The sequence below is a fragment of the Amycolatopsis sp. NPDC003731 genome (genome assembly GCF_053586895.1).
Window position 1 is genome coordinate 1 of the sequence record NZ_JBSFNC010000029.1, and the last position, 26,882, is coordinate 26,882.

Genomic DNA, 26,882 nt, shown 5'->3' on the forward strand with positions numbered 1-26,882 from the left:
GGAAGACATGACCGAGGTGCTGCGCAACCCACAACGATCTCGACATGTGCGAACAGCATTATCTCACGCGAAAACCAAAGACCCTCTTGCCGCTGTGCGGCAGGCCGACGGAAAACAGCTGCGACGCGCGCGAACGGTTGCCCTCGGCCTCGCAGGTTGTGGCGGGCTGTACCTATTTCATGGACTATTGATGCCAGACAGCACTGGGCAAGCGGCACTGCGGTCCCTGATCGAACAGCTTGGCTTGGGCACCTACCTGATGCATGTAGCCTCACAGATGAACTCTCGAATCAACTCGACGTCAGGGGTAGCATCCTGCATAGCCAGCTGTCTCGACGAATGGAACTCCAATATCTACGACCTGCTATTCGATCAGCTGAAGCACCGCCCACCACTAATATCCGGCGAAGACAGTAAGGAAAATGGAGAACGATTCGTCAGTGAGTGGCTAGATACAATGAAACAACTCACTTCAAAGGCAAGCGAGTCAGACAGCCTGAGCGCGCAATAATTTGGGTTCTCCGCCAGATCGAGCGATGCGCCTTAGACGATCACATGCCCTCGGTGGCAGTTGACATCGCCAGCGCTCATCTAGGCATCGTGAGCTCCATGTTGTCCCACCCACACCCGTACACCTCTCCTCATAGGCAGGGCGCGACATGCCGGCAGCCGTTCGAGTTGAACAAGCGCAAGATCGGCGAGCCGAATCTCGGTTTAAGCCGTCCCACGGCGCGAGTCTGACGCTGCAGGGCTCAGACACGTCCACGAAGCCTGATCGAGGCATCCACCGCCGTCCGGGCGGGAAATATTGCATCCCGACGCGCGAGCTGGCGAATACCACACGCGCACGGGCCGCACGACGCCAAGAGGCATGTCGCCGAGGCTTGCCGAGGCGATCTGCGCAGCTCCCAATGGAATCGTCCCGCCGGACAAGCAGGGCCCAGCGGGGCACGCGACGAACGCTCGAGCCCGAGCTCAACACGCGCGATCCGCAAGACGACGCAGGCACTCACTTGCCGCGAAGTCGTGGTTCCGTGTTTTCGGTGCCCCGAACACCAGACCGCCACGAGATGTTACCCGAGGTCACGCACCCACACCGGGATATCAACCAGCACCGAGAAAGGAAATTGCCGATATACCGACGGGTATGTATGATCCACGGGGACACCTGCACCTCCGGCGCCTGTTCACAGCGGACACACAGCCAACCAGTTGGAGAATTCCCATGGCTCAAAAGGTCCTCGTCGAGATGCTGGACGACCTCGACGGCAGCCCCGCCACACACACGATTCCGTTCGGTCTCGACGGCATCAGCTACGAGATCGATCTGTCCGACGACAATGCCGCTGCCCTGCGCGATGAGCTAGCCCGCTTCATCGCCGCGGGACGTAAGATCGGCGGCCGCAAAGTGCGCGTCGCGACCGGTCAGTCGACAGCTAGCACGACGGACCGCGAGCGCTCGCGAGCGATCCGCGCCTGGGCCAGCGAGAACGGCTACGAAGTCTCCGAGCGAGGCCGTCTTTCCGCCGAGATTGTCACCGCATACGACGAGGCGCGGCGGCAGGCCGCCGAACCAGTACCGGCCCCGGCCCGCAAGCGTGCGGCACGTAAGAGCGTCGCCGCCACGAAGAAGTAACGCCTGTGACAGCCGATCACTGGCGAGAGACCGCAGTGATTGCTCCGTCGACAGTGAGGGCACATCACGCTCGCCGTCGACGGACCACTCTTATCCCGACATACGCCTGATATCGAGGACCAGGTACGCCGCTGAAGCGTGGCCTTCGACGGCAGCTCGACCACGCTCTCGCTATGCCTCTTGTCCATGTGGAGGTGCTTGGTCATCGCCAGTGGGCATCCAGCAGTAGGCGGTCGTACTCCGAACGGGACCAATCGACGTGGTCATCACGGCGGGTCCGGGTACACCGAGTCAACCCATGTGTTGGATTCGAGAATATCGCCAGCCCAATTTCCGCAGACGGTACATGTTGGAGTAGACGTCTCGTTCATGCTCGCACATCGAGGGCAAGACCAATAGTCGGCTGCCATAAAGGCCCAACTGTCGGCCGTCGCGCCGGCAGCGTGACGGACAGTGATATCGGCGTCGACAAGAGCCTTGGAACGCAAGGGATCATTGTCTGCGAGTGCTTCGGCTCCAGCACAGCGGAGCGGAGAGTCGGATGAGGCGAAGTATGCAGCAGCCTGAGCGGCAGTGTCGCTGCTGAGGCTGATAGCGAGACTCGCCAGCCGTCGTCGCCGCAGCGGCGCAACCTTGGGAATCAACGAGGCCACCGCCGAGAACCAAGCGGGGTCGACATGCCCCCAGAGGATCTCCACGGCGGTCTCAGCGATCCACTCCGGGTCGCTGGTCAGCAGCACGACGACGCCTAACCGAGCTTCCTGGTCCAGAAGCTCGACGTTGAGGGTCCTGTCCTCTCGCGGAAGGCTGACCGTGGCCAGAGAGAACTCGTCCTCCACTGAATTCGCCAGGCAGTGCCGAGCCTCAGCGGCGAGCGTCTCTATGTCTAACCCGGCGGCCAGCGCCGCTGTCGTTAACCAGGTTTTGACCAGCTCAGGCGAACATAAAGTCACGACGTCATGCAGGTCCGTCGCCGCGGGAAAGCGCAAGGCGTGGAAAAGTCCGTTGACTGTCGGCAACCGCCACCGCTGCCACTCACCCAGCTCCGCAGCCGCCGGCGACAGCTCGCCAATAAACTCAAGTAAGATCTGGAAATCACCAACGAGCTCCCTGTAGCCGTCGCGGACTGTCGTGAGGACTTGTCCGAACGAATCGTTCAGACCAGCTTCATATCCCTGACGAAGCAGGTTCGTAACGGTCTCTGATGCGTCTCGAGCCGACATGCGAGGTATAAGGCGCCTGATCAGCTCCACCGCAGGCTCCGGAAGGTCATCGACGTGGTTGCTGGCCAGCACGACTGCTGGAGCCATACGCGAGGGCAACGTGACACCGGCGCGATATCTACGGATTCCGCGACGGACCGACGACCTTTGTTCGCTTCGCGGCGGCAAGGGAAGCGACAGCATCGCCATGACGTCATCAACGTCGGAAGGGTTGAGCCGTCGATACTCGGCACTGGCGGATGCCATTGCCGCAATTGCCAGCAGGGACACCCGCTCGTCCTGCGGCAGCTCCAACGACTGCAGCACCTCTACTCGGCTGGCGTGCAGCGCGCCAGATACAGGTAATTCCGCGATCTGCTGCAGCACAGGCGCGGTGGACCGGCCTGCTTTTCCCGCACTCTGGCTCGCGGCAGCCCGGGCGGCCTCACACAGCTGGCCAAGCAGATGAGCGATCTGTTCTTCGGCGAAGTCCGCACCATCACGCAGTGCTTGAAACGCGAGCTGTGGATGGTCGCGCAGCAGCGGACTGACCCGCACGTCTGTTTGAGATGCTAGGAGGAGGGCGACGTGTTGAGTTTCATCGCCGCTGGCGACCTCTACCCACGCGTTCAGATCTTGCGCGTCGAGATGGCGACACCATTGAGCGGCGCCGATTTCCGCGAAGACCCGGCTGCGAGCGGTGACCCGGCCGTCCAGGCCAGTCACAAAGACGCCGTTACGGACATCCCAGAACCATACGGCGGCCCGCGCCAGTTCAACGGCCTCCGCGATCGGGAGACCCCAGTGCTGGCGTAGCGCGTCGGCCACGGCGTCGAGAACCTTACTGCTGGCTGCGATCGGCTGGCGCGACAAGAGCCAACCGATCGCACCGAAAGCCGTTAGTAGTTGCCCTTCCGTGGGGCGCACCCTGTATCCGGCGGGCAGGCTGTCTTTTGCGTGTTCCCAGCGGGTGATGGTCTGTTCGATTGCGGAGTTGAGCACGCCTGCGGTCGTCGTCCGCAGCGGGGCGCTGCGGTCGTCAGCGATGGTGAGGGCCACCAAGATCGACAGCAGGGGCACCGCGCCGATGTCACGGTGGCTGGAACGGACCGCATTCAGGCGCGCGATTCGGTCGGCTATCCAGCCAGGCCGGTTCTCTGCGACACGCGCTTTCGCGACGTGCTCGAACAACTTGGCTAGGACGCTATCCAGATCGCGGGGAGCAGCTAGCTCGGCCGGGTGCAGGCCTAGGCGGTGTGCGGCGGGAGTTGATCCGGGACGGGTGGTCACGACGACCCCGGTCTGTGCCGGCAGCTGAGAAATTACCCGTTTGAGTCCTTGTGCGATGACCGGGGCCTGTTCTAAGCATTCGTCCAGGCCATCGAGCAGCAGCACGGCATGTCCTCGTGCCAGGACAGTTTGGAAGCCGGCCGACAGGTCTGGCTTGCCTGCCGCTGCCAGCTCGCACAGCAGGTCCACAGAAACGTCCGATGCGTCGGAGCAGCGCCTGGCGAGGTCTTTAAGCCGGACCAGAACGGGCAGTGGCGCATCGAAGTCACCAGCCCAGAGCGCGGCGAGCTGGACGACTGCGGCCGATTTGCCGGAACCCGGAAGACCTTCGATGAGCAGTCGTGTGACTCGACGGGCCACACGTTTCAGGGAGCTGGTGTCGCGGGGGTCCTCCGGGTCGGCGGTATGTCTGACGACTTGAATGCCCTCGACCAGCTCCGGGATGACGAGCGGCTCTAGATCATCTGCCAGGAGATTCAGGTCCACTTCGCCCAGGCGTGCCGCCAGAGCGGCACGATAGTGGGTAACCGCCATCCACTCGGCATGAGAGGAGCCTGCCACCCCAGGAAGGAATGGTACATTCAGTGCGGCCAGATACTCTCGCCAGGAATTCAGGTCACCTGAGTAAGCGGCACCAGCCTGGGTGTGAAGCAGTGCCTCCAGGTGGGAAACTGTCTGGGGCCCATGTCCAGGGGGCACCACAGTACCTTCGAGCATCGCGCACAGCAGGTTGCGCGACCGCCCGTCGACGACGAGTACTGCCGCAGCCTCGATCACCTTGTCCCGGGTCACCGTATCGACGCTAACGAGCTCGTCGGTGAGCGTCTTCAACGCCCTTTTCTGATCCGCAGGAAACACCGACTCAGCGGAGTCACGGCGCCGGCTGAGGGCTGCGTCGAGGTAACGGATGTCCCCCTTCGGCTCAGCGGTCGCCAGAACCAAGCGGTCACCAGCGTCAGCTGGTGTGGAGGCCCAGTCCTTGACTGTCTCCCTGAACGCCTTCGTGGCGCCGCAGGTGCGTTTGGCCGAGATGAACAGCCGACGATCAGTGTCGAGGACGCAGAGGATATCGTCAGTCTTGTGTTCAGTCTCGAACTGCAAAAACCGGGGAACACCACCCAGGACCTGCGTTCCGCAGAGGCCGTGCACGGCTAGGAACACGGCCACGCCACGCCGGTGCACGCTGCCAGCCTCGTTTGCGACTCCTGCGCGGTCCGCACTCTTCTTCGGCACGATCAGGACCCTAGCTGACGCTCTTCCAGCCCTTAGTCAAGGCCGTGAACCATGCGCGCGGCGTTATGCACGACGGCGGCCTCGCGTAGCAACGTCTCCTGAAAATGTGCGGCCTCCTCGCTCGCGTTGGTCAAGATCATGGCGGAAGTGCCGATGAGGTGAGCGCTGCCAAGACACGCTGTGTCGAGCGCGAGGCCGAGCATCTCCGTGCTCAGCTCGTTGCCGCGCCAGACACCGTCACGGACACGTACTGCATGCAGGTGTCCGATCGCCGTGCTGTGCGTCGTCTGACTCAGCAGGGAGTATGCGACCTCTAGCCACCCCGGTTCAGGGAAGGGTGCACCCATGTCCCGGAGCATGCTCGAGATCGTCGGCAGCGGCGTTCGGTTTTTCGCAATCTCGTTCGGTGTTACGATCTGCACCCTACTCGGCAGCGCGAAGATCCTCTCCGCATCAGCTTTGCGGATTCCGCTCCCCGTCAGGAGGTTGATGGTCTTCTTCTGACGGGCACGGAACTCGTCGAAGTACTGCTTGGCGCGCTCCTCAAAGGCCTTCTCCGTGACGGAGAACCGCCACCTCAACCGAGCTGCCTCCTCCAGAAGCATCCGCGCTGCGAACACCGCAATAACCCCAGAACCCGGCTGATCGTAGGTCTCCATCACTGCCTGCAGATTGGAGTGACCACCGCCGAAACCGAGCAAAGCGTGTAGGGGAGGCGGACCGAAGTCCCACGGCTTGATCAGCAAGGTCCGCGCCGTCTGGAAATACTTCTCCGCCGCCTCGACCACGCCGTCGGCCGAATTGACGTCCGGCAGGAGGTCATCGGCGGAGAGGACTGCTTGCGGCCGCACTATCACAGGTCGGCGCCCCCGCTGATTGGAGCCGACCTTCTGCTGGACCGGCCGGCGCGCAGCTCCAAGGCCGTGGATCGGCGCCGCGGCCTCCGCTACGGCGGCGGCCAGCTCGACCGCGCGCGACAGAAACCGATCCCGGTCAACATCTACCGGCCACGCCTCGGTAACGGTGCAGGTCGCGCCCAACAGCGTGGTGGTGGTACCGACCGCTGCAACGTGCATGAACAGGGCTTCATGATCGGCGCGCAAGTCATGCCCGGGTACTCCGTCCTCGGTCAGGCTGCTCTGCAGCCCGAGATAGTTTCCGTGCCCGGCGTGCGCGAGAACCATCATCGCCCCGCGGAGGCCGGCCATATCCAAGAGAGGCCCCACCTGCGCCAGCAGTCCGTCCTTCTCTCCGGCGGACGGCGTAGCAGCGACTGCGTCGGCGCGAGCGAAGAAGTCGTTGAGCAGCTCGTCCTCGCCCGGCATCGTCGGCGCGTCGAGCCAGGACATGGACTGCCCAGTGAGGTCGGCGACGTCGGGCAGCGGCATCAGCCAGCGAGGCAGGATCGGGCAAGTACAGTCTGTCTCCTCAAGCACAATGCACACTCGGTTACGTTCCGTTAACAGGTCGCCCAACAGGGCGCGACGGCGTTCAGGCCGCTCGGCGATCCATATCCAGCGCAGTCCGTCGATGAATAGGCTACGTGCAAGAGACCCCAGCACGGTGCCGCCGAAGCTCGCTCCAATCAGGGAGTCGGCGCAGTCGTAGCGTTGGCGAGCGAACATGAACGCCAGGCCGGTAAGGAAGCGGTCACCGGGCACGTTGAGGTGGAAGTCGATGGGGAACTCGTCGAGGTGCATGCGCAGCGCACGTGTCGCGACCCGCAGTTTGCCGATCGCGGGCGAGACTGCGCGCCCGTCCGGGCGAGTCTCATCACCGTCACTCACCGTGTTCCTCCGTATCGCTCCCACTTGGCCACGCCACCCAACGGAGCGACCAAAGGCCAGTGAACCAGGAGTCCGACCTTGATCGCCCGCGATTTTCGCAGGTCCTCGCCAGCGCGCTGGCCGATGCAGGCCTCGCGCCAGCAACCGGTCGAACAGTGGGCGCTCACACGTGGGTGCGAGCTAAGCCCGCGTGTGGCGGCGCGGCTGGCTGCGACCCTCCGTAGTCTTTGGTCCGCCGAGGCAACTCGGCTACGAACACGAAGGGACCCGTCCAGTGCCTGAATCCCACTTGCACCGAGGCGTCGCTGTGAACCGGGATGTCTCGGTGCAGCGTTTGAAGGCGCTGTTCAGGGGCTCCCGCCCGTGGTGGTTGCTGGCTAGCATCGCCGTAGCGGTCCTGGCCATGATCGGTCTCCGCGTCTGGCTCGGTACTAACGACTGGGCTGGGCTCGGCCAGTGGGTCGGCGGGCTCGGCGCGTTCTACGCCGCATGGGCAGCACTGCGGATCGCCCGCGATGAAGCCGGCCGCGAGAACCGGCGCGAGGACGAGCGGCTGCGGGTGCACGCGTACTTCGTCAGCGGCTCGTGGACCTACTCCGACGTGGTCCACGTCGGCACGAACAACGGCGAGCAGACGTTGGTGCACAAGCGCCCGACGATGAAGATCGAGAACGTGGGGACTGATCCGGTGACGGATGTCGCGGTCGTCGCGACCAACTGGCTTGCCGACGGTGAGCGGCTGGTGCTCCGAGCGAAGAACGGCCCCAAGCGGACACTCTTGCCCGGTCAGCCGTGGTTACCTGAGTACGACGTCGGAGACGGCGAGGACCTCCGCCAAGCTCTGCAGTTGCTGTTCAAGGCGCAGGCGAGCGAACTTGAGATCACGTTCACCGACCTGGGGGGTACGCGTTGGCGTCGGGTCGGCGAGCGGGCGCCGGTCCCCGACCTTTCCGGCGACCACGTCGAACCGGGGCACTGAGCGTGGGCGCCGAGAAGGGTGCAGCACTCGTTGGTCCGGCCGCGCGCCGCCGCGCTGGCAGAGAATAAGCGGCGACGGCAGGCGCCGCGCGCCGGCAGTTGGGAATGTGCGCAGCGATCCACGTAGGCATACGGAGCGGCAAGGTCTCGCAGTGGTGACGCGACTGCTCCCGGTATTGGGATGGTCGAGAGGTCCGCCAGGCCGACGCGCCAGAATCACGCGTCGTCACGTCTCTCGTGCGGCGACGGGGCAGTTTCCTGGGTTGTGACCTGCGAGGACGGAATGCTTCGGTCAGTTCTCCGGCGTGTCCGCTGACGTCATCCGCTGTCCGGGCCAGCGCTGATGGTGTGATCGTTACATGGCATCACCCTCGAACGTATCGTTGGAGACCGAGTTCGCACCAGTCGGCAGCCACCAGGATTGGTGGCCGCAGGCGGCGATGCGAGCCATCATCCCGTACCCCACTCACTGGGTGAAGATCGCGGAGCTGACGCCGGGCCCGGCAGCTGACATGCGTCGCTGTGCCTTAGTCCCACTCGGCGATGTGTCCAACGAGTTGGCACGCGACCGATCACGCACCTTCGAGGTCGGGCAGGTGGAGATTTTCGACCAACGGGGCTTCCATGACGGGCAGCTCGACCCATTCGACGGCCGGGCCGAGTTCTTCTGCCAGGTCAGGTGGCTAGCGACAGTCGCCGAGCCGTCCGTCGAATGGGCGTTGCCGTTTCTCTGGTATTGGAGAGCCGTACGTCGAGGCGACAGCTGGGTCTACCTCGATAGCGCCGGCCGCGATGTAGAGTTGGCCCGGGTCCGGGCCGTGGCATCCGACGACTACTGCGTCGAGGTGCAGGCGATGGCCTTGCGCAACTATCTGAACCTTCGACAAATGGCGATGCTGCTCGCCGTTCAGATCGATAAGGATCATCCAGAAGGAACTTCCGTGACCACGGAAGAGCATAGCCTACGATGCGACTGGGCGTCGATGGAGTTTCAGACCTACGAATACGAAGGAAGACGAGGCGACAGTCCGCTTATCGCGGCAAGCTCGCTGCATGGCCAGTATGTCATTCTTCCTGCGGCGAACGGACCTGGGCCCGCATGGTGCAGCGACGAGAAGCCATTGGACTACCCGGCCTTCGTCTATGGAACTGACGGCGTCAGCGGAGGTCCCCTCACGGTGGAGCCGACGCCGGCCAACGTCGGTACCGACGGTAGCCCTGGTCCACATTTCTGGACTCGGGTGTACTTCCGAGCGCAAGTCCTCGACCGCTACCTCGCTGAGCCCGGCCGCGACACCGTCACGACGAACCGCATTGCATGCCTGCACGTGTGGGGGATGTCGATCGGACGAACGTCCGACGGGCTCATTGAAGTGGACCTATACGACTTATCGCGAATGCCGTCGCCGGAGTGGAACCACTGGAAGAGCCACAATGTCTCGCCGTCCGGCGGCGAGCCCGACTTGGGCAAACTCCAACGGGAGCGGCTTAACAGGATCGCTTCGAGCCCCGACACGGCACGAGAGGTGCGCAGTGCGGTTGAACTCGCCAACGAGGCGGCCCGACAACTGCAGGGTTGGCCACTATGGCGGCAGCTCACCGGGCCCGCAGCGACCGAGTGGCAAGCACTTCACGCACCGGTCGTCGACGACATGAACGCGTTGGGGCGTCCGCTGCTGACTCTGTCGAAGGTGTTAGTCGACAGCCTTGACAAAGTTCAGCTTCAGGGCGCCCTCTCCGCACCGATGGACAACCAGACCGGAAGCTTGAAGCTTCTGGAGCTCTATCTTGTCGAGCGCGGCGGCACGGCCGAGACTGTCCAACCACTGAGAGACCTTCAACGACTTCGCTCGAAAGGCGGCTTCGCCCACTACACAGGTGGGACCGCCGATCTGGAGATCGCTGCAATAGCGCCAGGGCTTCGCACACCAGCCGAAATCTTCGAGCACCTCTGCCACAAGATCATTCAGGCACTCGCCTCGATTGCTGAAACGCTCTCAGCGCCAAGAGGCGCGGGAGCTTAGAGCGAGACGCAGCTTAGGCTGACTGATGAGTGCTCTGCGGTTCGTTGGCGCTAACCTGCATGGGTGGCGAAACAGGTTGCATCGAGACAACACGCCTCACCGACAGGTGGGCACGCTGACGTACTTTGCGCCGACGCTTCACCGTTCCGGCCGAATCCGCGGCCGTTCGAGCGTACGACGGACGCCTGCCGCCAATGCGCCAGCCTGAGAACTGATCGGTTAGGTACGACGCAGTCCTACCACGAGTTGCCACTCCGTACACATGCCCTGACCGAACGCGGTACTCGCCACCGCCGTCGACCAGTTCCGACTCGACGTGCATCAGCGGCATTTGATGCTCGGCTCTGTCATCATGGTCTGGTTCGGACAGAAGTGGAGTGCGTCTGTTGGTTGCGGCTGGTGTGGGTGTGGCCGCGAGCGCTGGTGGGGCTCGCGCCGCAGGCGGGTTGGGCTTTCAAGCCGAGGTGTTCGCGTGGTGGGCTGCACGCTGTGTGGCTGGCCTGGACGCGGGGTTCAGTCGTGGTTGTGCGGGGCGGCCGCTGGCGGTTGGATGCGAGACCGGCCTGCCCGTGGACGATGTGGGCGTTGTTCTGGACGACGGTGGATTCATCCTCGTCCAGGCCAAGCGCGGGCTGCGGCTTGACCCTCGTACTAAAGATCTTCGTGCTGCCGTCGCGCAACTCGTGGACGCGTTTGTACATGGGTTGCGCACTCGGGTCGACGTGCGAGCCGTTGACGACGCGCGGGACCGATTAGTCCTTGCCACCGATTCCAGTTCGAGTCGGTCATACTCAGTACTGGCCGACGTCCTGGATCGATTCCGAAGCATGCCCGACGCGCTACCGGTCGCCGATGCGGCCCGCACCGTCGAAGACGTGGGGGCCTGGGAACGTTTCCGTCGTGTCGTCGTCGCCGTGTGGCCGACCGTGGTCGGTGCAGCCCCTGAAGAGCAGGTGCTGCGCAGGTTCCTGCGCGTTGTCGAGGTTCAGCGGTTGGATTTGGAGAATGGGTCAGGAGCGGATCGGATTCAGGCGGCGGCCTGGCTCGACCACGCCGGGGCGAACGAAGCGACGTTCGAGCTACTCACCGAGATAGGGTTGCGCGCAGCGCGTGAACGGGCGTGGTATCTGCGGCATGAACTGCAGGCACGCGCAGGTGTCCCGGTGGAGGTGGAGCGCGGGCGTCCGAATCACCCGCGTGGGCGGGTATCGATGCGGTGGCTGCGGGAGCGTCTTGACGCGGCAATCGAGGATCTGGGGCCGCGGTATAACTGCGAGCTGACCGTGGAGGTCCCGCCTGCTGCCGTGATCGCCGCGTTCGCCCGACGGCGCGAAGCGTTAGCGCCATTTCGTGACGAACTGGATGCTGCGCGCTCTGCGTTGTTGAAGGCGGCTGAAGTCGATGACCTGGAGCCGTTGCCCGAGTTGATCGCCGAGATGGAGCACCTCTCCGCCAATGTCGAGGAGTCTGGACGTGGCGGGACGCTGCCGGTAGAGCGCTGGGGCGAGCGGATCGCCGCAGTACTAGCACCGGTGCAGGAGATGACGAAGGGGTATCCGTCTCACCAGCGTGAGAGCAACCCGTTCGCCGGCCCGTTGGAGTCGTGCTGGCTGAGCCTGGAGCGGGCAAGTGCGTGGCTGGAAGGGCAGGTGCCGGCAGCTTGGAACGAGCGCGTCGTACTCCTTGAAGGCGAGCAGGGCCGGGGCAAGAGCCACCTCCTGGCCGACACCGCCCGAGCCGCCATCAACGACGGTCAACCGGTGCTTCTGCTTCTCGGGCAACACTTCCTCTCCCCCTCGGAGCCGAGGTCCCAAGCGGTCGGAAATCTACAATGGCCAGGCACCGTTGACGAACTCCTGACAGCATTGAACTCCTTGGCCGTTGGTGCCGGCCGTCGGGCGCTACTGATGATTGACGCGCTCAACGAAGGCGAAGGCCGGGTCATCTGGCCACGCTGGTTGGCGGGTTTCCTGCAGCAGGTCGACCAGTTCGAGCATATCGGCGTTGTGCTGAGCGTGCGGACGATCGCGCTCCCGGTGTGTGTGCCCGACAGCGTCACGAAGTCCGTGATGCGGGTCGAGCACACCGGATTCGCTAATGTGGAGTTCGACGCAGTCAGAGAGTTCTTCGCCCACTACGGGTTGATCGCACCCGCCACACCACTGCTGCTACCCGAATTCCGGGAGCCACTGTTCCTTGATCTGTTCTGCCGCACCGCCCAGCAGCGCCCCGGGATGATGCTGGAGTCCACACCCGGGTTGAGCGCGGTCCTCGACGGGTTCCTCGCGACACGAGACACAATCGTGTCTGAACGCTTGGACCTCGACCCCGACGACAAGGTGGTGACCACCGCCTCCCTCGCCCTCGCTCGGTCAATGGCCGAGCAAGGACGCCGGTGGCTGAGCACGACGGAGGCAAAACGAATCACCGAAGAGGTTTGTCCGACCACCAATGGCTATTCCCGGTCGCTGTACGCAGCCCTGTTGACGGAACGGGTGCTGATCAACAGCTTCGTCCACTCCCAGCATGGAACGGCCGACCACAACCCGATCCAGTTCTCCTACGAACGCCTCGCCGACCACCTGGTTGCCACAAACCTTATTGCCTCCGCACGCAGCACCAGTGGACATGATCGCGACAAGCTCGCGGACGCCATCGCGCAGCTCGACACCCGCGACACAACATTCGACGCGCTCGCCCTGCTCCTCCCCGAGCTCACCGGCTCCGAGCTGATCGATCTCGCCGACAACAGCGAGCCTGAGTTCCGAGAAACCATGGCGGGCCGGGTCGTGACGTCGCTGCCGCTGCGTGCCGGCAACGCGATCACGGACGCCGCCGCAGCGCTGCTCACCGACCGACTTCTCGGCCAGGACCGCAGAAACGCTCGGTCTGCAGCGCATGTGGCGGTCTCACTCGCCTGCCGTCCCGGGCACCGGATTGATCACGACTGGTTGCATGCCACCCTCGCCGCAATGCCGATGTGGCAGCGCGACATTACCTGGACCGCCGCGACCGCGGAACTGTCGCGGCGACCGACCCCATACCGGCGCATACTCACGTGGATCGAGACCGAGGACGCCGCAACAATCGCCGCTCTCACCGACAAGGCTGCCCTCGCCGCGGCGGTGACGTTGATGTGGGCATTCACCAATTCCGACCGCGTCCTGCGGGACACCGCCACGCGCCGGCTGGTCAAACTCGCCGAGGTGCACCCGAACGTTCTCGTGCCGCTCCTGCAACGCGCGATCGAGATTGATGACCTATACGTGCTAGAACGCGTGTGCGCCGCAACATACGGTGTAGCACTACGGACACTGCCCGATGGCGAGCTGAGCCTGGTTGCCGACGCCGTCCTCAACACCGTCTTCCGAGATACCGCACCACCGGCCCACATCCTGATTCGCGACTACGCCCACAACACGATTCGCCTAGCGCACGCGCGCGGACTCGTCACCGACAAGGACTACGCGCGGACGACCGGCCCATGGCCAAGCCGATGGCCGGAAGAAGACATCCCGGCCCAAGACGAACTGGAACGACGCTTTCCCCTATTCGCAGAAGGTGAACCCTCCCGAGATGGATCGTTGTGGGCTAGCATCCACCTCAGCGCCGGAGAACACGGCGACTTCGGTATCTACATCATCGGCACCAACAACCCGCTCAGCTTCCCCTTCGCGTCCAACTCCGAAAACGTCAGCACCGAGGACGAGCCCGAACCGTCCCTAGGCCTGCTGGAACACCTGCCCGAGGACAACCCACTACGGGAGGCTGTTGACGACCTGATCGCCGCAGCCGCCTCCACCGCTGCCGAGCAGCCGGCCCGCCAGCGCACAACACCAGTTGACGCAGCTCTGGTGACCAGGTACGTGGTCTGCGGTGTCGCCGAACGGGGTTGGACACCCGAAAGGTTCCGGGATATCGACCGCGAACTCGAGGGAAACCACCGGGCAGGCCGCAGTCCGCACAAGCGAGAACGAATCGGCAAGAAGTACCAATGGCAAGCATGGCACGAAGCCCTTGCCCTGCTCGCCGACACCCACCAACCGAACGACGACAGCTTCTACGGGCGAGTCACCCCCACCCGTAGCGCCGCCGCCCGCGACATCGACCCAACACACCAACTCACCGGCAATCCGGAGGACTCAAAGCCTGACCAGTACAGCCCCGCCAACACCTGGTGGATGCCCTATTCGCGCCCTCACCCACCAGACTTGACCGCCTTCGATGCGCAGTGCGCCTGGGTCAGCGATCGCACACAGCTGATCGACACCACCGGCCTCATCGTCGTTCCCGGCGCGATTGCTGCCGCTTCCCCGGCAGGCGCTGCATACGGCCTCGACGACCAAGACAGCTGGATCCTGTTACGCGGCAGCGCATCCTGGTACTGGAACGCCTACGGACCGGCCCCCGGCCTAACCTCCGAAGGAGTGTGGGCTGACCACGGGCTTGTCCACCACACAGTCTTCATCCGGCAAGCCGACATTCCCACGATCCTCGCGGCGCCGTTGAACGACTACCGCCCACACGACTACCAGCACGACTTCATCGACGGGGCTTTCCTCGGCGAATTTCCTCACCACCCTAACTTCCTCGACATCCTCGCCGAACGCGAAACCGCGGACGGATGGACCACCGAAACCAGCATCCCCGCCTCTGTCCTGCATGCCAGTGACCGCTACGTCTGGGAGGGCTCGAACTACGACTGCTCCCTCACTGGCACCGTATCCGTCACGCTGCCCAGCGCTCACTTTCTTCACCTACTCTCCTCCGACTCCCACATCCTCGACGGTGCCGTCCGCCAATCCGACGGCACCGTCATCGCGTTCGCACCTGACACCTACGAACCCGGCGACTCCACCCTGCTCATCCGCGGCGACCTGCTCCACGCCGGACTCGCTGACGCCGACCTCGCCCTAGGGCGCCTCGTTTATCAGGAACGTCGTTCCGCGAAGGCGCACGAACACGATCCGTGGCCCGGCATGATCACCCGGACCACCCTGCACATCCACGTACCCACAGCCGAAGGGTGGACCACTCTCGACCCGAGGCACCGAGACGTCGAACACCCAGCGCGCCCACCGCGCCGCTGAAACACAAGACTGCCATCGCTTCTCACTCACTCCCCGGCCACTTATCATCTGAACTCCGCGTCTCCGACGTGGGCGCACGACGGACCGGCTCGACGCATGGTGATCCGGGCACGGAACGACCGCGCCACCGGGCCGTCCGGCAGCGGCGCCGTCCACCGGTACGACGGCGCCCGAGCCACCGAAGCTGCCACCAGCGTGCGACCGAAGCGCAGGCGCCGGTACTCTCCACGACGACGTGGACGTAATCGAGGGTGGCCGTCCGGCACCTCCCGCACGGGCTCGCCGTCACCGAGCCGACCTCAGTGCCGTCGAGCCGAAGTTCGATTCGACCGGCCAGCGTTGCCGTGGCCGGCGGATGGACGACCATGACGAGCCCGTTGGTCGGCGCCGCGTCGGGCCGGTGCTGGACGGTGACGTCGAGGAGCGCCCACTCGGCGAGGCGCCGAGCATACGGCTCGCACGCCTCCTGACCACGGCAGACCTCGCACAGCCAGCCATGCAGCCGGTAACGCTGGCTGAACGGGGCGAGCTTGTCGTAGAGATCGAGGTTCAGCCAGTGCCCACGCAAACACGTCTTCACGTCCTTGACCGCCGGCCGGATCGGAACCAGCGCACCAAACTCCCCGCGCGCACCCGAGCGGACGGCTGAGCCGATCATCTAGCACCTCGTGACGGTCGTGACCCGCTCGACGTGTAGATCATCCGGCGGCCTCACGCAGCCCGCGGCCAGCGGGTTCCTCGCCAGACGTGACGGCACCGCCGGGGCCTGGAAGCTGCAGGGCGACGGTGCGCGGGCGGGTCGCGGCGCCCCGCCCGCGCCGGGTCGCGACGATGTCGCGGTACTCCAAGTGACCGAAACCGTCATCGGTCACGCCGCGCCACCGGCGGTTCGACACACTCAGCTCCAGATCCGCGCCCGGCCACGGGCCCGCGGCCAGCAGAACCGCACCTCGGTTGCGGACGCGTCCGGCCAGCCGACGCGCCAGCGGCGCCTGCATGCCGCGGGCAACGGAGGGGCCGAGCACGACCAGGTCGAACCCGTCAATCAGCGCTGACAGCACGGCAGCGACCTCAGTCCCAGGATCGGGAATGAGCGCGAGCCGCTCCAGCTCGACGCCCAGCTCGGCGGCGGCCACCACCCCGACCTCGGGCATGCCGACGATCGCTGCCCACGAGCCTTCCCGGGTCGCCTCGGCGAGCAACGCCAGCACCAGCGCGGTCGAGCCCGAGACCGACACTGCCGTGCCGCGCCGCAGACCGTCGGGCACCAACTTGGCCAGCGCCGGAGTCACCGACAGCGACCCCACGGCCGCTGACGGGTCCAGACTCGGCTCGCCGAGCTGCGCGGCCGTGCGGACGCCGGGTAACGCCGCGAGCCCGGCAATCGCTTCCGGTACCGCCACCACGCACCTCCAGCACCACGAACACGCACCGAAGACGCCCACGAGGGAAGCCGCGAGCGAACCCGAACCCTTCGAACACTTGTTCGGATCCTCCGAAACAGCGCAGGCGCTGTCAAGTCAAGAGCGAGCGAAGTTGCATCCACCACAACAGACGATCCTGCAAAGTGTCTGCAGGTCAACCAGTTGTACTGGGGGCTCGCGATCGGTGGTCGATCGCATGGGTGCCGCGTCGGCCGCTTAGAAACCGTCGGCCGCTTAGAAACCCTTGGGTGTCGCGTGTCTCCGGAGATGGCGTCTTCGGGAACGACGGTCGATCGGCATCGACGTCACATTGTTGTGTCTAATGCAACGCCATGGCGTCTGACGGTGGGCTCGACGGCTCCGTGCGGCCACTGCACCAGCTGGTCGCTGACGGCGTCCCGGTTACCCACCAACGGCTGGACGCACTGCTGCCGTCGGTCACCCGTCTGCGCGATCTGCGGGTCCGCTGCACCGCTCTGCCCACGGGTAAGGGGACTATCTGCACCGCGTCGATCCTGGGCTGCAGACACTGCTCGCCGGACCGCCTGCGTCGGGCGGCCGGCGGCGTTCACGGCGCGGCCGAGGTCGAATAGGTAGACGCGTTCGGCTCCGTCGAGTTGAAGGGCGGCGGCGTCCAAGACGCTGTTGGACACGCCGAAGACCCGGGTAATCACCTTGCCGCCACCGGGCTTCAACCCCACGAAGCTACTTGCGGGTATGCGTGCGGATGCTCCACGGAGGGCGCAGAATGTAGCTTCGCATGCGCGGAGCATCACTAAGAGTACATCGGGCAGGTTTGTCTGCCCGCGTGCCGGAAGGGCTGACGAAGGGTGATCCGCCGGTCGCTCTTCGCTTGGCGGAGCGAGATATGGGAATACGCCTTATCCATGATCATTGCCTCCGGCTACCAGTAGTTTCGATAATTCACTCCACCGACGAAGCGACGATGCCTCGGAATCACCAGGTAGCCGCGGGCGGAACGTTACCGGACACGATGGCCACATCGGCAAGGCATTGCACCCGCGAGCGCGGGAACCCTAATCGACCTGATCCCCCATCCACTCCAAACAACGCCAACTCTCACCACTCGACGAAATGGACTCCATAACGACGTATTCTGCGTTCGGAATGAATCGAGCACCGACCGTCTTCACGTCGAGGTTATCTGCCATATTAATCGAAGCCAGTCGGATCGCAGCCCCATGACTAACCAACACTGCCACGCCTCCGCTAGCGTGCACTGCATGAATGGCGCGAACATCAATTAAGAATCTTTTTAAGACCTCACGCGCCGACTCCCCACCCGGTATTCGCCGATCCAGATCCCTTTCAAGCCAATATGCGAAGATTTTCAAAAATTTCTGGAGGGATTCCGCATCACTGGTCCCCTCCCAGTCGCCGAGCTGGACCTCATGTACACCACCCAAGACCACCACCTTTAGACCATGCCTGCCCGCAATCGGAGCTGCAGTTTGCTGCGCACGCACCGCCCGGCTCGCGTACACGCCAACGATCGGCTCACCCGATAGCGCATCAGCAAGCTTCTCCGCCTGCAGATACCCCTCCTCTATAAGAGGGAGCCCCGGGGGGAGCGAGTCCAAAACGCCAGTAAGGTTCGCTGACGTCTTGCCGTGCCTTATCATTAAAAGTCGCAGTGAGCACACTAGTCTCTCGCCACACAGTCCCGAGTAAGCCGACAACGGCAAACGCAATGCATCTTACGCATGAAGGTCACTTTATTCTTACACATTAAGCGAGAGATCGCCCTGCGTCAGCCGATCCAAGATGATTTCTACAATTTTCTCACCGTTCGCATCAACTCCTACCGATTGATTCAGAACCTGAAGCCTTGAGGACCTGAAATGCACTTCAGTGGCGCCACGCCCTTGCCCTGTCGAGGTATCTACTTCGACAGAAGCCGGCGCCATAGTAACAAGTCCTGGACAAACGGCCTCCACGACTGTTACCGGGTCATAGATTGGCACCGCATCGCGGCCGTCAAGATCACGAAAATGGTTGAGATATTGCCCTCCCAAAGCATCCGCGACGCAGGCGCCCACCCGACCAGATTGTCGAAGAACTCTCAACTCATCCACCCCTAGGGACACACGAGCCGCAACATCAAGACCGATCATGAAAGTCGGAACCTGACGACTGAGACCAGTGTCCGTCAACACACGGTACGCCGCTTCGGGGTCAAACCAACAGTTGAACTCTGCCGCGGGAGTAATATTCCCTGGACCTATTGATCCCCCCATAATTATGACCCGCCTCAGCAAACTCGCCACCTCGGGATAGCGCGCGTAGAACAACGCGATATTAGTAAGAGGCCCAGTCGCAACGAGTGTGACAGGCTCCGTCGAACCAGTAACAGTTTCGGCCAGAAAGTCCACAGCATGACGCGGATCGGGAGCTACGCCCGAACGGGGTAAGCGTACCCCGCCCAGCCCATTATCACCGTGAACACCCTCGGCCCCGCCACGGACCGATCTGATCAGCGGACGAGATGAGCCCATCGCAACTGGGATGTCGGACCGGCCGGCCAGCGCCAAGATAGCCAAAGCGTTGGCAGTCGTCTTATCGACACCAACATTGCCGCTGACAGTCGTTACACCGAGCAACCGGATCTCATGACTGGCGCAAGCGAAGAGCAGCGCGATCATGTCGTCGACGCCGGGGTCACAGTCGATGAGTAGAGGAGAAGCCACGGGCTTAATCTTCGCAGAGGTGCGCCTCTGGCGCTAGCAGGCGATCTTGAGACGATCGGGACACGGAAGCCGGAAGTAAACTCAGCACGACGACCTGTCATCGCAAGCCAGCCGAGTACGCCAATAACAGGCTGCTACAGCGGCTACAACCCGGAGGCCCAAGCACCACTCGAGCAGCTTAAAGATCATACGATTCGGGGTCCTCAACTTTGTGATCGGCGTAAGATCATCATTTGCGTCATGCGATGCCGATACGCGGATCAAGACGGAGAGCTATCCAAAATCCACGATCAATCAATCCGCCATTCGGGTACCAGGCTGACACTACCGCTTGCTCCTCGCTAGTTTACACTACGCTTGCTATGATGATCCGATGGGAATTCTCGCGGGCGGTGTCGAAAGCAGAGAGTTCGCCGAGCAATGGCTTGTGCGATTGAAACGATGGGACGCAGTCCGACAGACGTTGTTATTCCCGCGTCTGAGGGATATTATATCCGACCATCAACCTTCCAGCGTGTTCGAAATCGGATGCGGCGAGGGATCCGCGACAGCGATGTTGATATCGGCAGTTTCCGACCGTTGCAGCATCACAGCAACCGACGTAAATCAGACCCTGCTAACTGAATGCAAGAAAAAACTTGAATCCAGGGTAACTATCACCTCCCTAGATCTCCGAAACCCTCCAAGCATTAGTCGGCAGTTTGATGTCATTCTGTGCTGTAGCGTGCTCATGCTTGTCGACGAGGCAACGGTGCGACGTGCCGCAGCCTGGATGCGGGCACACCTAAAGGATGCAGGTATCGCACTGGTATCGATTGTCCATCCGTCTTGGACGCTTGCAGCGAACACAGCTTTTACCCAGGAGGAACACTCAAAGAACATTACATTTCCAGTGGGCTGGGATGGAGTTTCACTTAGTGTATACTATCGGAATACAGCATGGTATCGCAAGATACTGTCGGAGCCTCAGCTATACGTCAAGGCCGAGGAGACTATTGCGCTCCCGATCGGCGCAGAACGCTTCGGCACCAGATTTTCCGGGTTCGACACGAAGCCAGTGTTTTGGATACTAATGCTTACGCCCAGTTGCACCTGAGGCGCGCCCAACAAAAAAAGGCGGCCTTCCGTTTAAGGCTGCTGCCGCCGATGATTTTGCTCAATTGAAACCGCAGACTTCCGACCCTGCAGGGGAATAAAGGATCATGTCCACCGCCGTTCGCTCGTTTTTTTTCGCCGTTGCTGCAGCTGCAGCCCTCGGCGTTTCACGATTGTTGCAAAGTCCAACCTTGAAGGACGGGCCCCTCGTTGTTATATCTGCCATACTGGGAGTACTTCTGGCAGCCGTCGTAGAGCGGGTGGTTCTTCGCCTCCCATTGCGCTTCAAAACGCTTCGACGCCTCGTTGATCGACGCGCAGCGTTTGAGGGCACTTGGTTGATTGATGTACAAGACCAGCCTGAAAGACCAGTTGCTATAGCCGTCATTGAGTACAACCCAATCAACGATGATTACAACTATCACGGGGTAGCTTTCGATCCAAGCTACCAAGTTCGCGCTACCTGGCAGAGCTCTAAGACGCTAATAGACCTGGATCATAATCAGCTCGCACACATCGGCGAAGGAACTCTCGTCGGCGACCCCGCAGAAACCGTAAGAAACTTTGGCCTTCTAAGTTTTGATCGCAACCATAAGGGGAAATATACTCGAGGGTACGCGTTTTTTGTTGATTTCGGAAGTATTCCCATTAAGCGCTTCTACACCATGGAGCGAATACTGGACAACCCAACCCTGTCGTCACATGACGATGTCCGCCAGTATCTTATCACTCGCGCAAACTCTAATAATTGATGAGAGTTTAGGTTAGAATAGAACGACAGGACCTCCGCTCTTTTAGGGCGCATGTAGGCCGGAAGGTTGGCTTGTCAGGCTCGCATCTGGAGGCCAAAGGTGCTGATGAATCGATCGAATCTCTGTCAAACTTAACAACCGCATCGGGTGAAAATACTCACAGAACCTACCTGTGAGCGGTTCACGAATCATGTCACCAAATTCTCGGTGCTGGTGCCGACTCGCCCACCCCTTTCCAATAAGCTATTGCAACAGCGAGGTCGGCCTGGTCTGATCCGGACGACGCTGAGCCTGTGTCAGCAGCACAAGAAGGAGGCTTGCGTACCTGTCGATCGCCAGCCAGGAGACCGGCCTGAACAGCGCCGCCATCGGGGTCGACGGCACACTGCGCCGGTACCCAGTGCCCCGCGTCGTCCGGGCACATGTTGCCTCAGTGGTGCAGGTCGCTGTGCGATGACGACAGCGGCGGCCCCGCGACGTTCGCCTCGGATTGCGACGAGGTTCAACAGCCACGAGGCCGAGGCGCACCCGCGTGACCCTGACGAATATCGCAGAGGCGAATACGTGCACTGCACCGGCAGCCGGGCAACCTCACCCCACCGTGACGCTGCCGCAGCGTACGGCGCTCGGCTCCGCACCCCCTGTCACCGATCAGGATGTTGACCAGCGCAAACACAGCACAGTTGGGCAGCTAGTCGAGTTACCGTCGAGCCAGGCGATGATCCCTCGACCTCGGGAGGCCGGCCATGACTGTGCGTGCGTCCTCTCGCGTGCCCGACTGGATCACGCCGATGCTGGCCAAGCCCGACGGCGACCGGCTGCGCACCGGCCCGGAGTGGGCGTATGAATACAAGCTGGACGGCTACCGGGCCTGCATGCAGATCGCCCCTGACGGCACCACGGTGCTTACCAGCCGCAACGGGATCGACTTCACCCACGAGTTCGCCGGCCTTGCCGGCATCTTCGCACCCGCCCTCGACGGCCGGCCCGCGGTGATTGACGGCGAGATCGTGGTCTACAACAAGGCCGGGCAGATCGACTTCGGCCTGCTGCAGGAGCGCCGCGGCCGGTACCAGACCCATCGCAGCTCCCCGCGCCGCGACGAACCGTTCGACGATGTGCCGGTCCGGTTTCTCGCCTTCGACCTGCTCCAGCTCGGTACGAGGTCGCTGCTGCGCCAGCCGTACGAGGAGCGCCGTGGCCTACTGGCCGGTTTGGAGATGCCGGCCCCATACGGATCTCGGTCGTGCGGCAGTTCACCTTCACCGAGCTGGCCGCCGATCGCCGCACCCCGCAGGACCTGCTCGATCACGTGGCCGCCACCGGCCACGAAGGGCTCTTGTAGCCAGAGTTAGCCGTTGACCGCTTGACCGCCTAACTCGATGCAAGTGATCGGTTGGGGTATCAGCTGCTCCGAGGTTGACCCATCCAGCGTCTTGTGCTTGCGGAGTTCCGGTTGGAGTTCTTGAATGAAGTCGTGGAGGGGCTAACGGCCATAGCGCTGCTCGTCGGGCGATACGGTGCGCAGCAAGTGGTCGGCGCTTTGACCGGGCAGCAGGAACTCGGCACGCTGGCCAGCGAACTATTCGGAGCGCTAGCGACGAGCGAGAACCGACTCAGCAGCCAGCTCGCCGAGGTGGAGCGCCGGCTGGCTGACATAGAGCAACGCCTGGATGAAGTGCTGGAACAGCGGTACGAACACGGTATCACCGCCGGGTTGCGTAAGCTGCTAACAGTCGCGATGACCACCGACTCACGCCTGCGCGCTGACGAGTTGATCGGCGCGTGCGAACGGTTCGAGGACGCCGCCGCCGCTGCACGGACCCTGTTGCAGACAGCCGCCGCCGAGCGGTACGTCATGGTCTGCGCGCTCGGACTCGGGCGCCTCGATGCCGCACTGGCAGCCTGGGGGCAGCTCAACGCCGCGCTCACTATCGCCGCGATCGACTACGCCGACGCAGTCCGTGAATCGTACAAGATCGCCAAGCAGCGCCTGGTCGATCGCGGCGAGGATCGAGGCGCCAAGTACGCAGGGCAAGGTGACTTTCGGGGACGCCATTACGAGAAGCGCGCCAAAGCCGAGGAACAACGTGTGCGTGATGACGCCGCCCAAGCCATCGGGCTGGTAGGACGGCTGCTCGATGAGTCGGCCGCCTTGGGCATGGCGGTCGGCCATCCGCAACCTCCGAGGATCACCTGGAGGATCCAGCCTAGAAAAACGCTTCTCACGCACGTATCGGGAAGCGTCTTCCCCTCCTGGGTGCATTTGGGAGGACACGAGACGCGATGGCTTGTCGAGCCTGTCGGTCCGGGACCGGCCCGCTTCGGGGCACTCCTGGTGAGTTGGGAGCGGTTCAAGCCCCAAAAGGGCACGCTGACCAATGCTCGACACCTGACCCCGCTACCTGACCATGTCGGCTTCACCGTCAACGTCAAGCGGAAGATAACGGTGCAGGCCCACCCGCCGATCCCCCGCAGCATCCCAATCGTGCACCCCGGCGCGTACCGAGCCCAGCAGATCGCGGGCAAGGCGTCGGGCGATTCCCGCACGGGGCACGAGCTGATGGCCGGTGCTCACTCGTGCGAGGTGTCAGACATGGTCGCCGTTGCGACAGACGAACGCGGCAGGCTCGTTGACCCAAGCTCGATCAGAGTTGGCCCGGTCACATTCATGCGGTACACCGGCTGAGCTGTACGGCAGGTACACGGGCCATGTCGGCCACCAGACAGCCCGCCCGAGCTTCGTCGAATGGGCATTCGACCAATGACGTTCGGCTCGACCAAGCCGCACGGCGGCGCCGCTGGTTCCGCCAAGACGCCTCCGTGCTCGGTCGGCTATCGCGCGGTCGACCTCAGCTGCGCCGGGCCGGCGCGGCGCGCGGCAGGCGTTTGACCTGGTGCGCTTCGGCAAGCGCGTTGTGCAGCCGGGAATTGTCGATGGCCAGCCGCTGGATCGTGGCGACGGCAAGCTCGACGTGCTCGGCGAGTTCGCGAACCCGGCGGCGAAGGCGGGCGTTGTCCTCCTGCAGCCGGGTGTACGCGTCGAGCGCGCCGCTGTCCGCGGCCGTACGCGGCGTGCGGGCGAGTTCGGCGCACACGTCGGGGAAGTTGCGGCGGAAGGTCGTGTTGGCCAGCCCGAGGCGGGTGGCGAGCGCCAGCGCGCTCGGCGTCCGGCCGGTCTCGCCGCGGGCGGCGTCGATCGCAGCGCGGACCTGCGCCTCAGTGGGCAAAGGGACGCGGTGGGGCACGGTCAACTCTCCGGAGTGATCGGTAGCAGCGCGATGATTTTGCGTTGGCGGGCGGTGAGATCGGCTAGCAACAGGGGCGGCAGCGTGGGCCGGCGCGCGGCCTCGGCTGCCAGCCGGTCGGCTTCGGCCCGCAGTGCCTCGGCGTTCGCCGCCGTGACCGCGACGTTGCGGCATTCCAGCGGCTGGCAGTCTGCGGGCACCGGCCGCGCGACCCCGGCGCCGTCCGTGCGGGGCCGGCACAGGGCTTTGTCCGGGTTGAACACGCAGGTGACGTAGGTGCCCGGGTAGACGTGCGGATCGTGCCGCTTGAGCACCCGGCGCAGGCGCGGGAGGTCGGTGACGACGGCGCCGGCGAACCCAGCCCGGGCGGCGAAGGACTCCAGCCGGGTGGCGGCGTCGGCGGCCGCGGGGCCGGTCAGGTGGTGTTCGTGCTGGGTGGTCATGGCCAGCAGGTGCTCGCCACGGGCGAGCGCCTGTTCCGCTTCGACTTCGGCGCGGAAGCCCGATTCGCTAGTACCGGCGTAGCCCTCGAACATGCGGATGCTCAGGTGGCGGTACTGGAGGGCCCCGGCGATCGCACCGCCCGGCCGGCGGGCGATGTACCAAGCGAGGGTGCGGCGGAACTGGCGGGTGGTGAGCTGCCAGGCTGTCCCGTCGACGAACGGCACGGCGTCGTCGCGGCCGTGGTCGGCGCAGTAGCGCCGGATCCAGGCCAGCAGATCGCGCAGCAGGAGGTTGGTGTCATTGACGCGCGGCGGCCGTTGTGCGCGGTCGGTCCTGCCCGGGAGGGTAAGCAGCAGGTCGATCTCCGAGTGGTGCAGGTGCTCGAGAGTATCGACCGCGGCGGCGGCGAGCCGGCCAACCACCCAGGTCGCCGGCACACCGGCGGGTTCGTGCTCCCCCTTGAATGCGAGGCTGGTGATCGTCCACCGATAGGCCTCGCCGCGGGCGTCGCGATGGGTGCGCAGGCAGCCGCGCCGCATGTGCTTGATCTCGCTGTCGCGCATACCCGATAGGTAGGCGATCGCGACGTAACAGGCGGTGTGCAGGACCCGGACGAGACGTTCACGGCCGTAAGGGCCCTCCCATCCACCGGTGATGGCCCGTATCCACGGTCGTCCGTCGAGCCGGGCGGTGATAGGCACGTCGAGATCGGGGCCGTCGGTGAGGCCGACCAGCGCGGCTGTCTCCGCGATCGCCGTCCGCTGGGCCGCGGTTAGTCGGCTGAACTGGCGGTTGCCGGCGGCGATGTTCACCAGCTGCATGTTGGGGCGGCCTTGAAATCCTGGCAGGGGCGTTCCACTGGTTCGGTGCTCGCTGAGCAGGCGGTGCAGCCGCGCGGTCCGTTCAACCGGGGTCATCGCGTCGTGGCGGGTCCGCGAGGGCGCCGAGAGCGGGGCGGGGACGTGGTGGTGTGCGGTGAGGATGTCGGGGCCGAAGGTCTCGATGATGCGGGTGCACCAGGCCAGCAGCGGGCCCATGACGTCCTCGGGGATCCGCGGCGTGGTGTTCTCGCCGCGGGCGCGGCGCGTGCTCTTGCCCCAGCCGTCGGCGAAGAGCGGGTCGATGGTCAAGGTGTCTCCGGGCAGCACGGTGCGGTAGCGCCACAGGAACCGCACCGAGCTCAGTGCGACTTCGCGGCTGGCTTCGCCGCGCAAGGTGCCGCGAACATGCTGGCCGTACTCGGCGAGATCTTCCAGCGTGATCTCCGCCAGCCGGCGCGGCCCAGGCCGGGTCACGGCCCAGCGGGTGAAGCGGATGAACTCGGTGAAGTGCCGCTTGATCGACATGATCTTCGGCCGGGGTTCGTGCGGCGGCAGCGGTCCGGACAGCATCGTGAAGACCAGCTGCTTGATTGCCGGGATGTAGGAGTCCGGGATTTGCCGGAAGTCCACCCGTTGGTGGCCTTGCTGGCGTTGTAGCAGCGCCGCGCCGAGCTGCCAGGCCTCGTCGGCGTAGCGCGAGGTCGCGGCGAGATCGGTCCCCGGCCGCAACGGGCGTCCGGACAGCACGAAGGGATTTTCGTCAGTGAGCTCAGGCGGGACAACGGCGGTGGTGTGCGCGGTCAGGGGCGATGCCATGGGGCCTCCACGAGGTCGAGCAGCGCGTCGGGCGCCGGTTCGGTGCGGGCGAGTTTGAGTTCTTCGGGGGTGAATCGAGGCAGGATGTCGTGGCGGATCGCCGACCACGCGGGGCCGTAGCGTCGCCACCAGTCGGCGACCGCCATGGCTGTTCGGCGGTCGTCGAGCGCGTCCAGCAGTGCCAGCAGCCGCGGCAGGTGGGTCCGGGTGATCACGCAGTTGCCGCAGTGGAAGCAGTCGAGGAACGAGGCGCGGCACGCGCGTCCGGTCGCGGGGTGATGCTCGTGATCGCGGCAGCCGGACCAGGCGGTCGCCGTTGCCGCGGTGTCGGTAT

17 protein-coding genes are annotated in these 26,882 nt (G+C 63.9%); 9 read left to right on the forward strand and 8 right to left on the reverse strand.

The window, feature by feature from the left end; translation table 11 throughout:
- The coding region (locus ACWDN5_RS14980; RefSeq protein WP_449676683.1) for a hypothetical protein at positions 1-511 on the forward strand (511 nt) is incomplete at its 5' end.
- Positions 512-1,225: 714 nt separating this feature from the next.
- Positions 1,226-1,636: a histone-like nucleoid-structuring protein Lsr2 gene (locus ACWDN5_RS14985; protein WP_449676684.1), complete on the forward strand. Its 411-nt coding sequence runs from the start codon at positions 1,226-1,228 to the stop codon at positions 1,634-1,636.
- 266 nt (positions 1,637-1,902) lie between these two features.
- On the opposite strand, the gene ACWDN5_RS14990 is transcribed toward ACWDN5_RS14985, so the two are convergent.
- Both ACWDN5_RS14990 and ACWDN5_RS14995 read right to left on the reverse strand, forming a co-directional pair.
- Positions 1,903-5,361 carry an NACHT domain-containing protein gene (locus tag ACWDN5_RS14990; RefSeq protein WP_449676685.1) on the reverse strand — a complete coding sequence of 1,153 codons (3,459 nt, stop codon included), beginning with the start codon at positions 5,359-5,361 and terminating at the stop codon, positions 1,903-1,905.
- A gap of 32 nt (positions 5,362-5,393) precedes the next feature.
- Positions 5,394-7,148 carry a hypothetical protein gene (locus ACWDN5_RS14995; RefSeq protein WP_449676686.1) on the reverse strand — a complete coding sequence of 585 codons (1,755 nt, stop codon included), beginning with the start codon at positions 7,146-7,148 and terminating at the stop codon, positions 5,394-5,396.
- Positions 7,149-7,455: 307 nt separating this feature from the next.
- On the opposite strand from ACWDN5_RS14995, the gene ACWDN5_RS15000 reads away from it, so the two are divergent.
- From ACWDN5_RS15000 to ACWDN5_RS15010, 3 genes are all read left to right on the forward strand, one after another.
- Entirely contained in the window at positions 7,456-8,127 is a 672-nt protein-coding gene (locus tag ACWDN5_RS15000; protein WP_449676687.1) for a hypothetical protein, read from the forward strand.
- Positions 8,128-8,509: 382 nt separating this feature from the next.
- Positions 8,510-10,150 (forward strand): hypothetical protein, encoded by a 1,641-nt coding sequence (locus ACWDN5_RS15005; RefSeq protein ID WP_449676688.1) that lies wholly within the window; start codon positions 8,510-8,512, stop codon positions 10,148-10,150.
- A gap of 827 nt (positions 10,151-10,977) precedes the next feature.
- Positions 10,978-15,240 (forward strand): hypothetical protein, encoded by a 4,263-nt coding sequence (locus tag ACWDN5_RS15010; RefSeq protein ID WP_449676689.1) that lies wholly within the window; start codon positions 10,978-10,980, stop codon positions 15,238-15,240.
- A 22-nt stretch (positions 15,241-15,262) separates the two neighbouring features.
- On the opposite strand, the gene ACWDN5_RS15015 is transcribed toward ACWDN5_RS15010, so the two are convergent.
- The 4 genes from ACWDN5_RS15015 to ACWDN5_RS15030 form a co-directional block, all read right to left on the reverse strand.
- On the reverse strand, positions 15,263-15,898 hold the full coding sequence (locus ACWDN5_RS15015) for a GNAT family N-acetyltransferase (protein ID WP_449676690.1): 636 nt from the start codon (positions 15,896-15,898) through the stop codon (positions 15,263-15,265).
- Between the two features lie 40 nt (positions 15,899-15,938).
- Complete coding sequence (locus ACWDN5_RS15020; protein ID WP_449676691.1) at positions 15,939-16,643, reverse strand: hypothetical protein; 705 nt, start codon at positions 16,641-16,643, stop codon at positions 15,939-15,941.
- Positions 16,644-17,701: 1,058 nt separating this feature from the next.
- Complete coding sequence (locus ACWDN5_RS15025; protein ID WP_449676692.1) at positions 17,702-18,307, reverse strand: histidine phosphatase family protein; 606 nt, start codon at positions 18,305-18,307, stop codon at positions 17,702-17,704.
- A 99-nt stretch (positions 18,308-18,406) separates the two neighbouring features.
- The gene (locus tag ACWDN5_RS15030; RefSeq protein WP_449676693.1) at positions 18,407-19,372 is read right to left on the reverse strand and encodes a nucleoside hydrolase; all 966 of its coding nucleotides are present in this window, start codon (positions 19,370-19,372) and stop codon (positions 18,407-18,409) included.
- A gap of 373 nt (positions 19,373-19,745) precedes the next feature.
- Between ACWDN5_RS15030 and ACWDN5_RS15035 the strand changes: the two genes are divergently transcribed.
- From ACWDN5_RS15035 to ACWDN5_RS15050, 4 genes are all read left to right on the forward strand, one after another.
- Positions 19,746-20,468, forward strand: a complete 723-nt coding sequence (locus tag ACWDN5_RS15035; RefSeq protein ID WP_449676694.1) for a class I SAM-dependent methyltransferase — start codon at positions 19,746-19,748, stop codon at positions 20,466-20,468.
- Positions 20,469-20,574: 106 nt separating this feature from the next.
- A complete protein-coding gene (locus ACWDN5_RS15040; protein ID WP_449676695.1) occupies positions 20,575-21,219 on the forward strand; it encodes a hypothetical protein in 645 nt (214 codons plus the stop codon).
- A gap of 791 nt (positions 21,220-22,010) precedes the next feature.
- Entirely contained in the window at positions 22,011-22,574 is a 564-nt protein-coding gene (locus ACWDN5_RS15045; RefSeq protein WP_449676696.1) for an ATP-dependent DNA ligase, read from the forward strand.
- 101 nt (positions 22,575-22,675) lie between these two features.
- Positions 22,676-23,908 (forward strand): hypothetical protein, encoded by a 1,233-nt coding sequence (locus ACWDN5_RS15050; RefSeq protein WP_449676697.1) that lies wholly within the window; start codon positions 22,676-22,678, stop codon positions 23,906-23,908.
- A gap of 163 nt (positions 23,909-24,071) precedes the next feature.
- On the opposite strand, the gene ACWDN5_RS15055 is transcribed toward ACWDN5_RS15050, so the two are convergent.
- Together ACWDN5_RS15055 and ACWDN5_RS15060 are read right to left on the reverse strand one after the other, a co-directional pair.
- Complete coding sequence (locus ACWDN5_RS15055) at positions 24,072-24,449, reverse strand: hypothetical protein (protein WP_449676698.1); 378 nt, start codon at positions 24,447-24,449, stop codon at positions 24,072-24,074.
- 20 nt (positions 24,450-24,469) lie between these two features.
- Positions 24,470-26,656, reverse strand: coding sequence for a hypothetical protein (locus ACWDN5_RS15060; protein WP_449676699.1), 2,187 nt, complete (start codon positions 26,654-26,656; stop codon positions 24,470-24,472).
- Positions 26,657-26,882 lie beyond the last annotated feature (226 nt).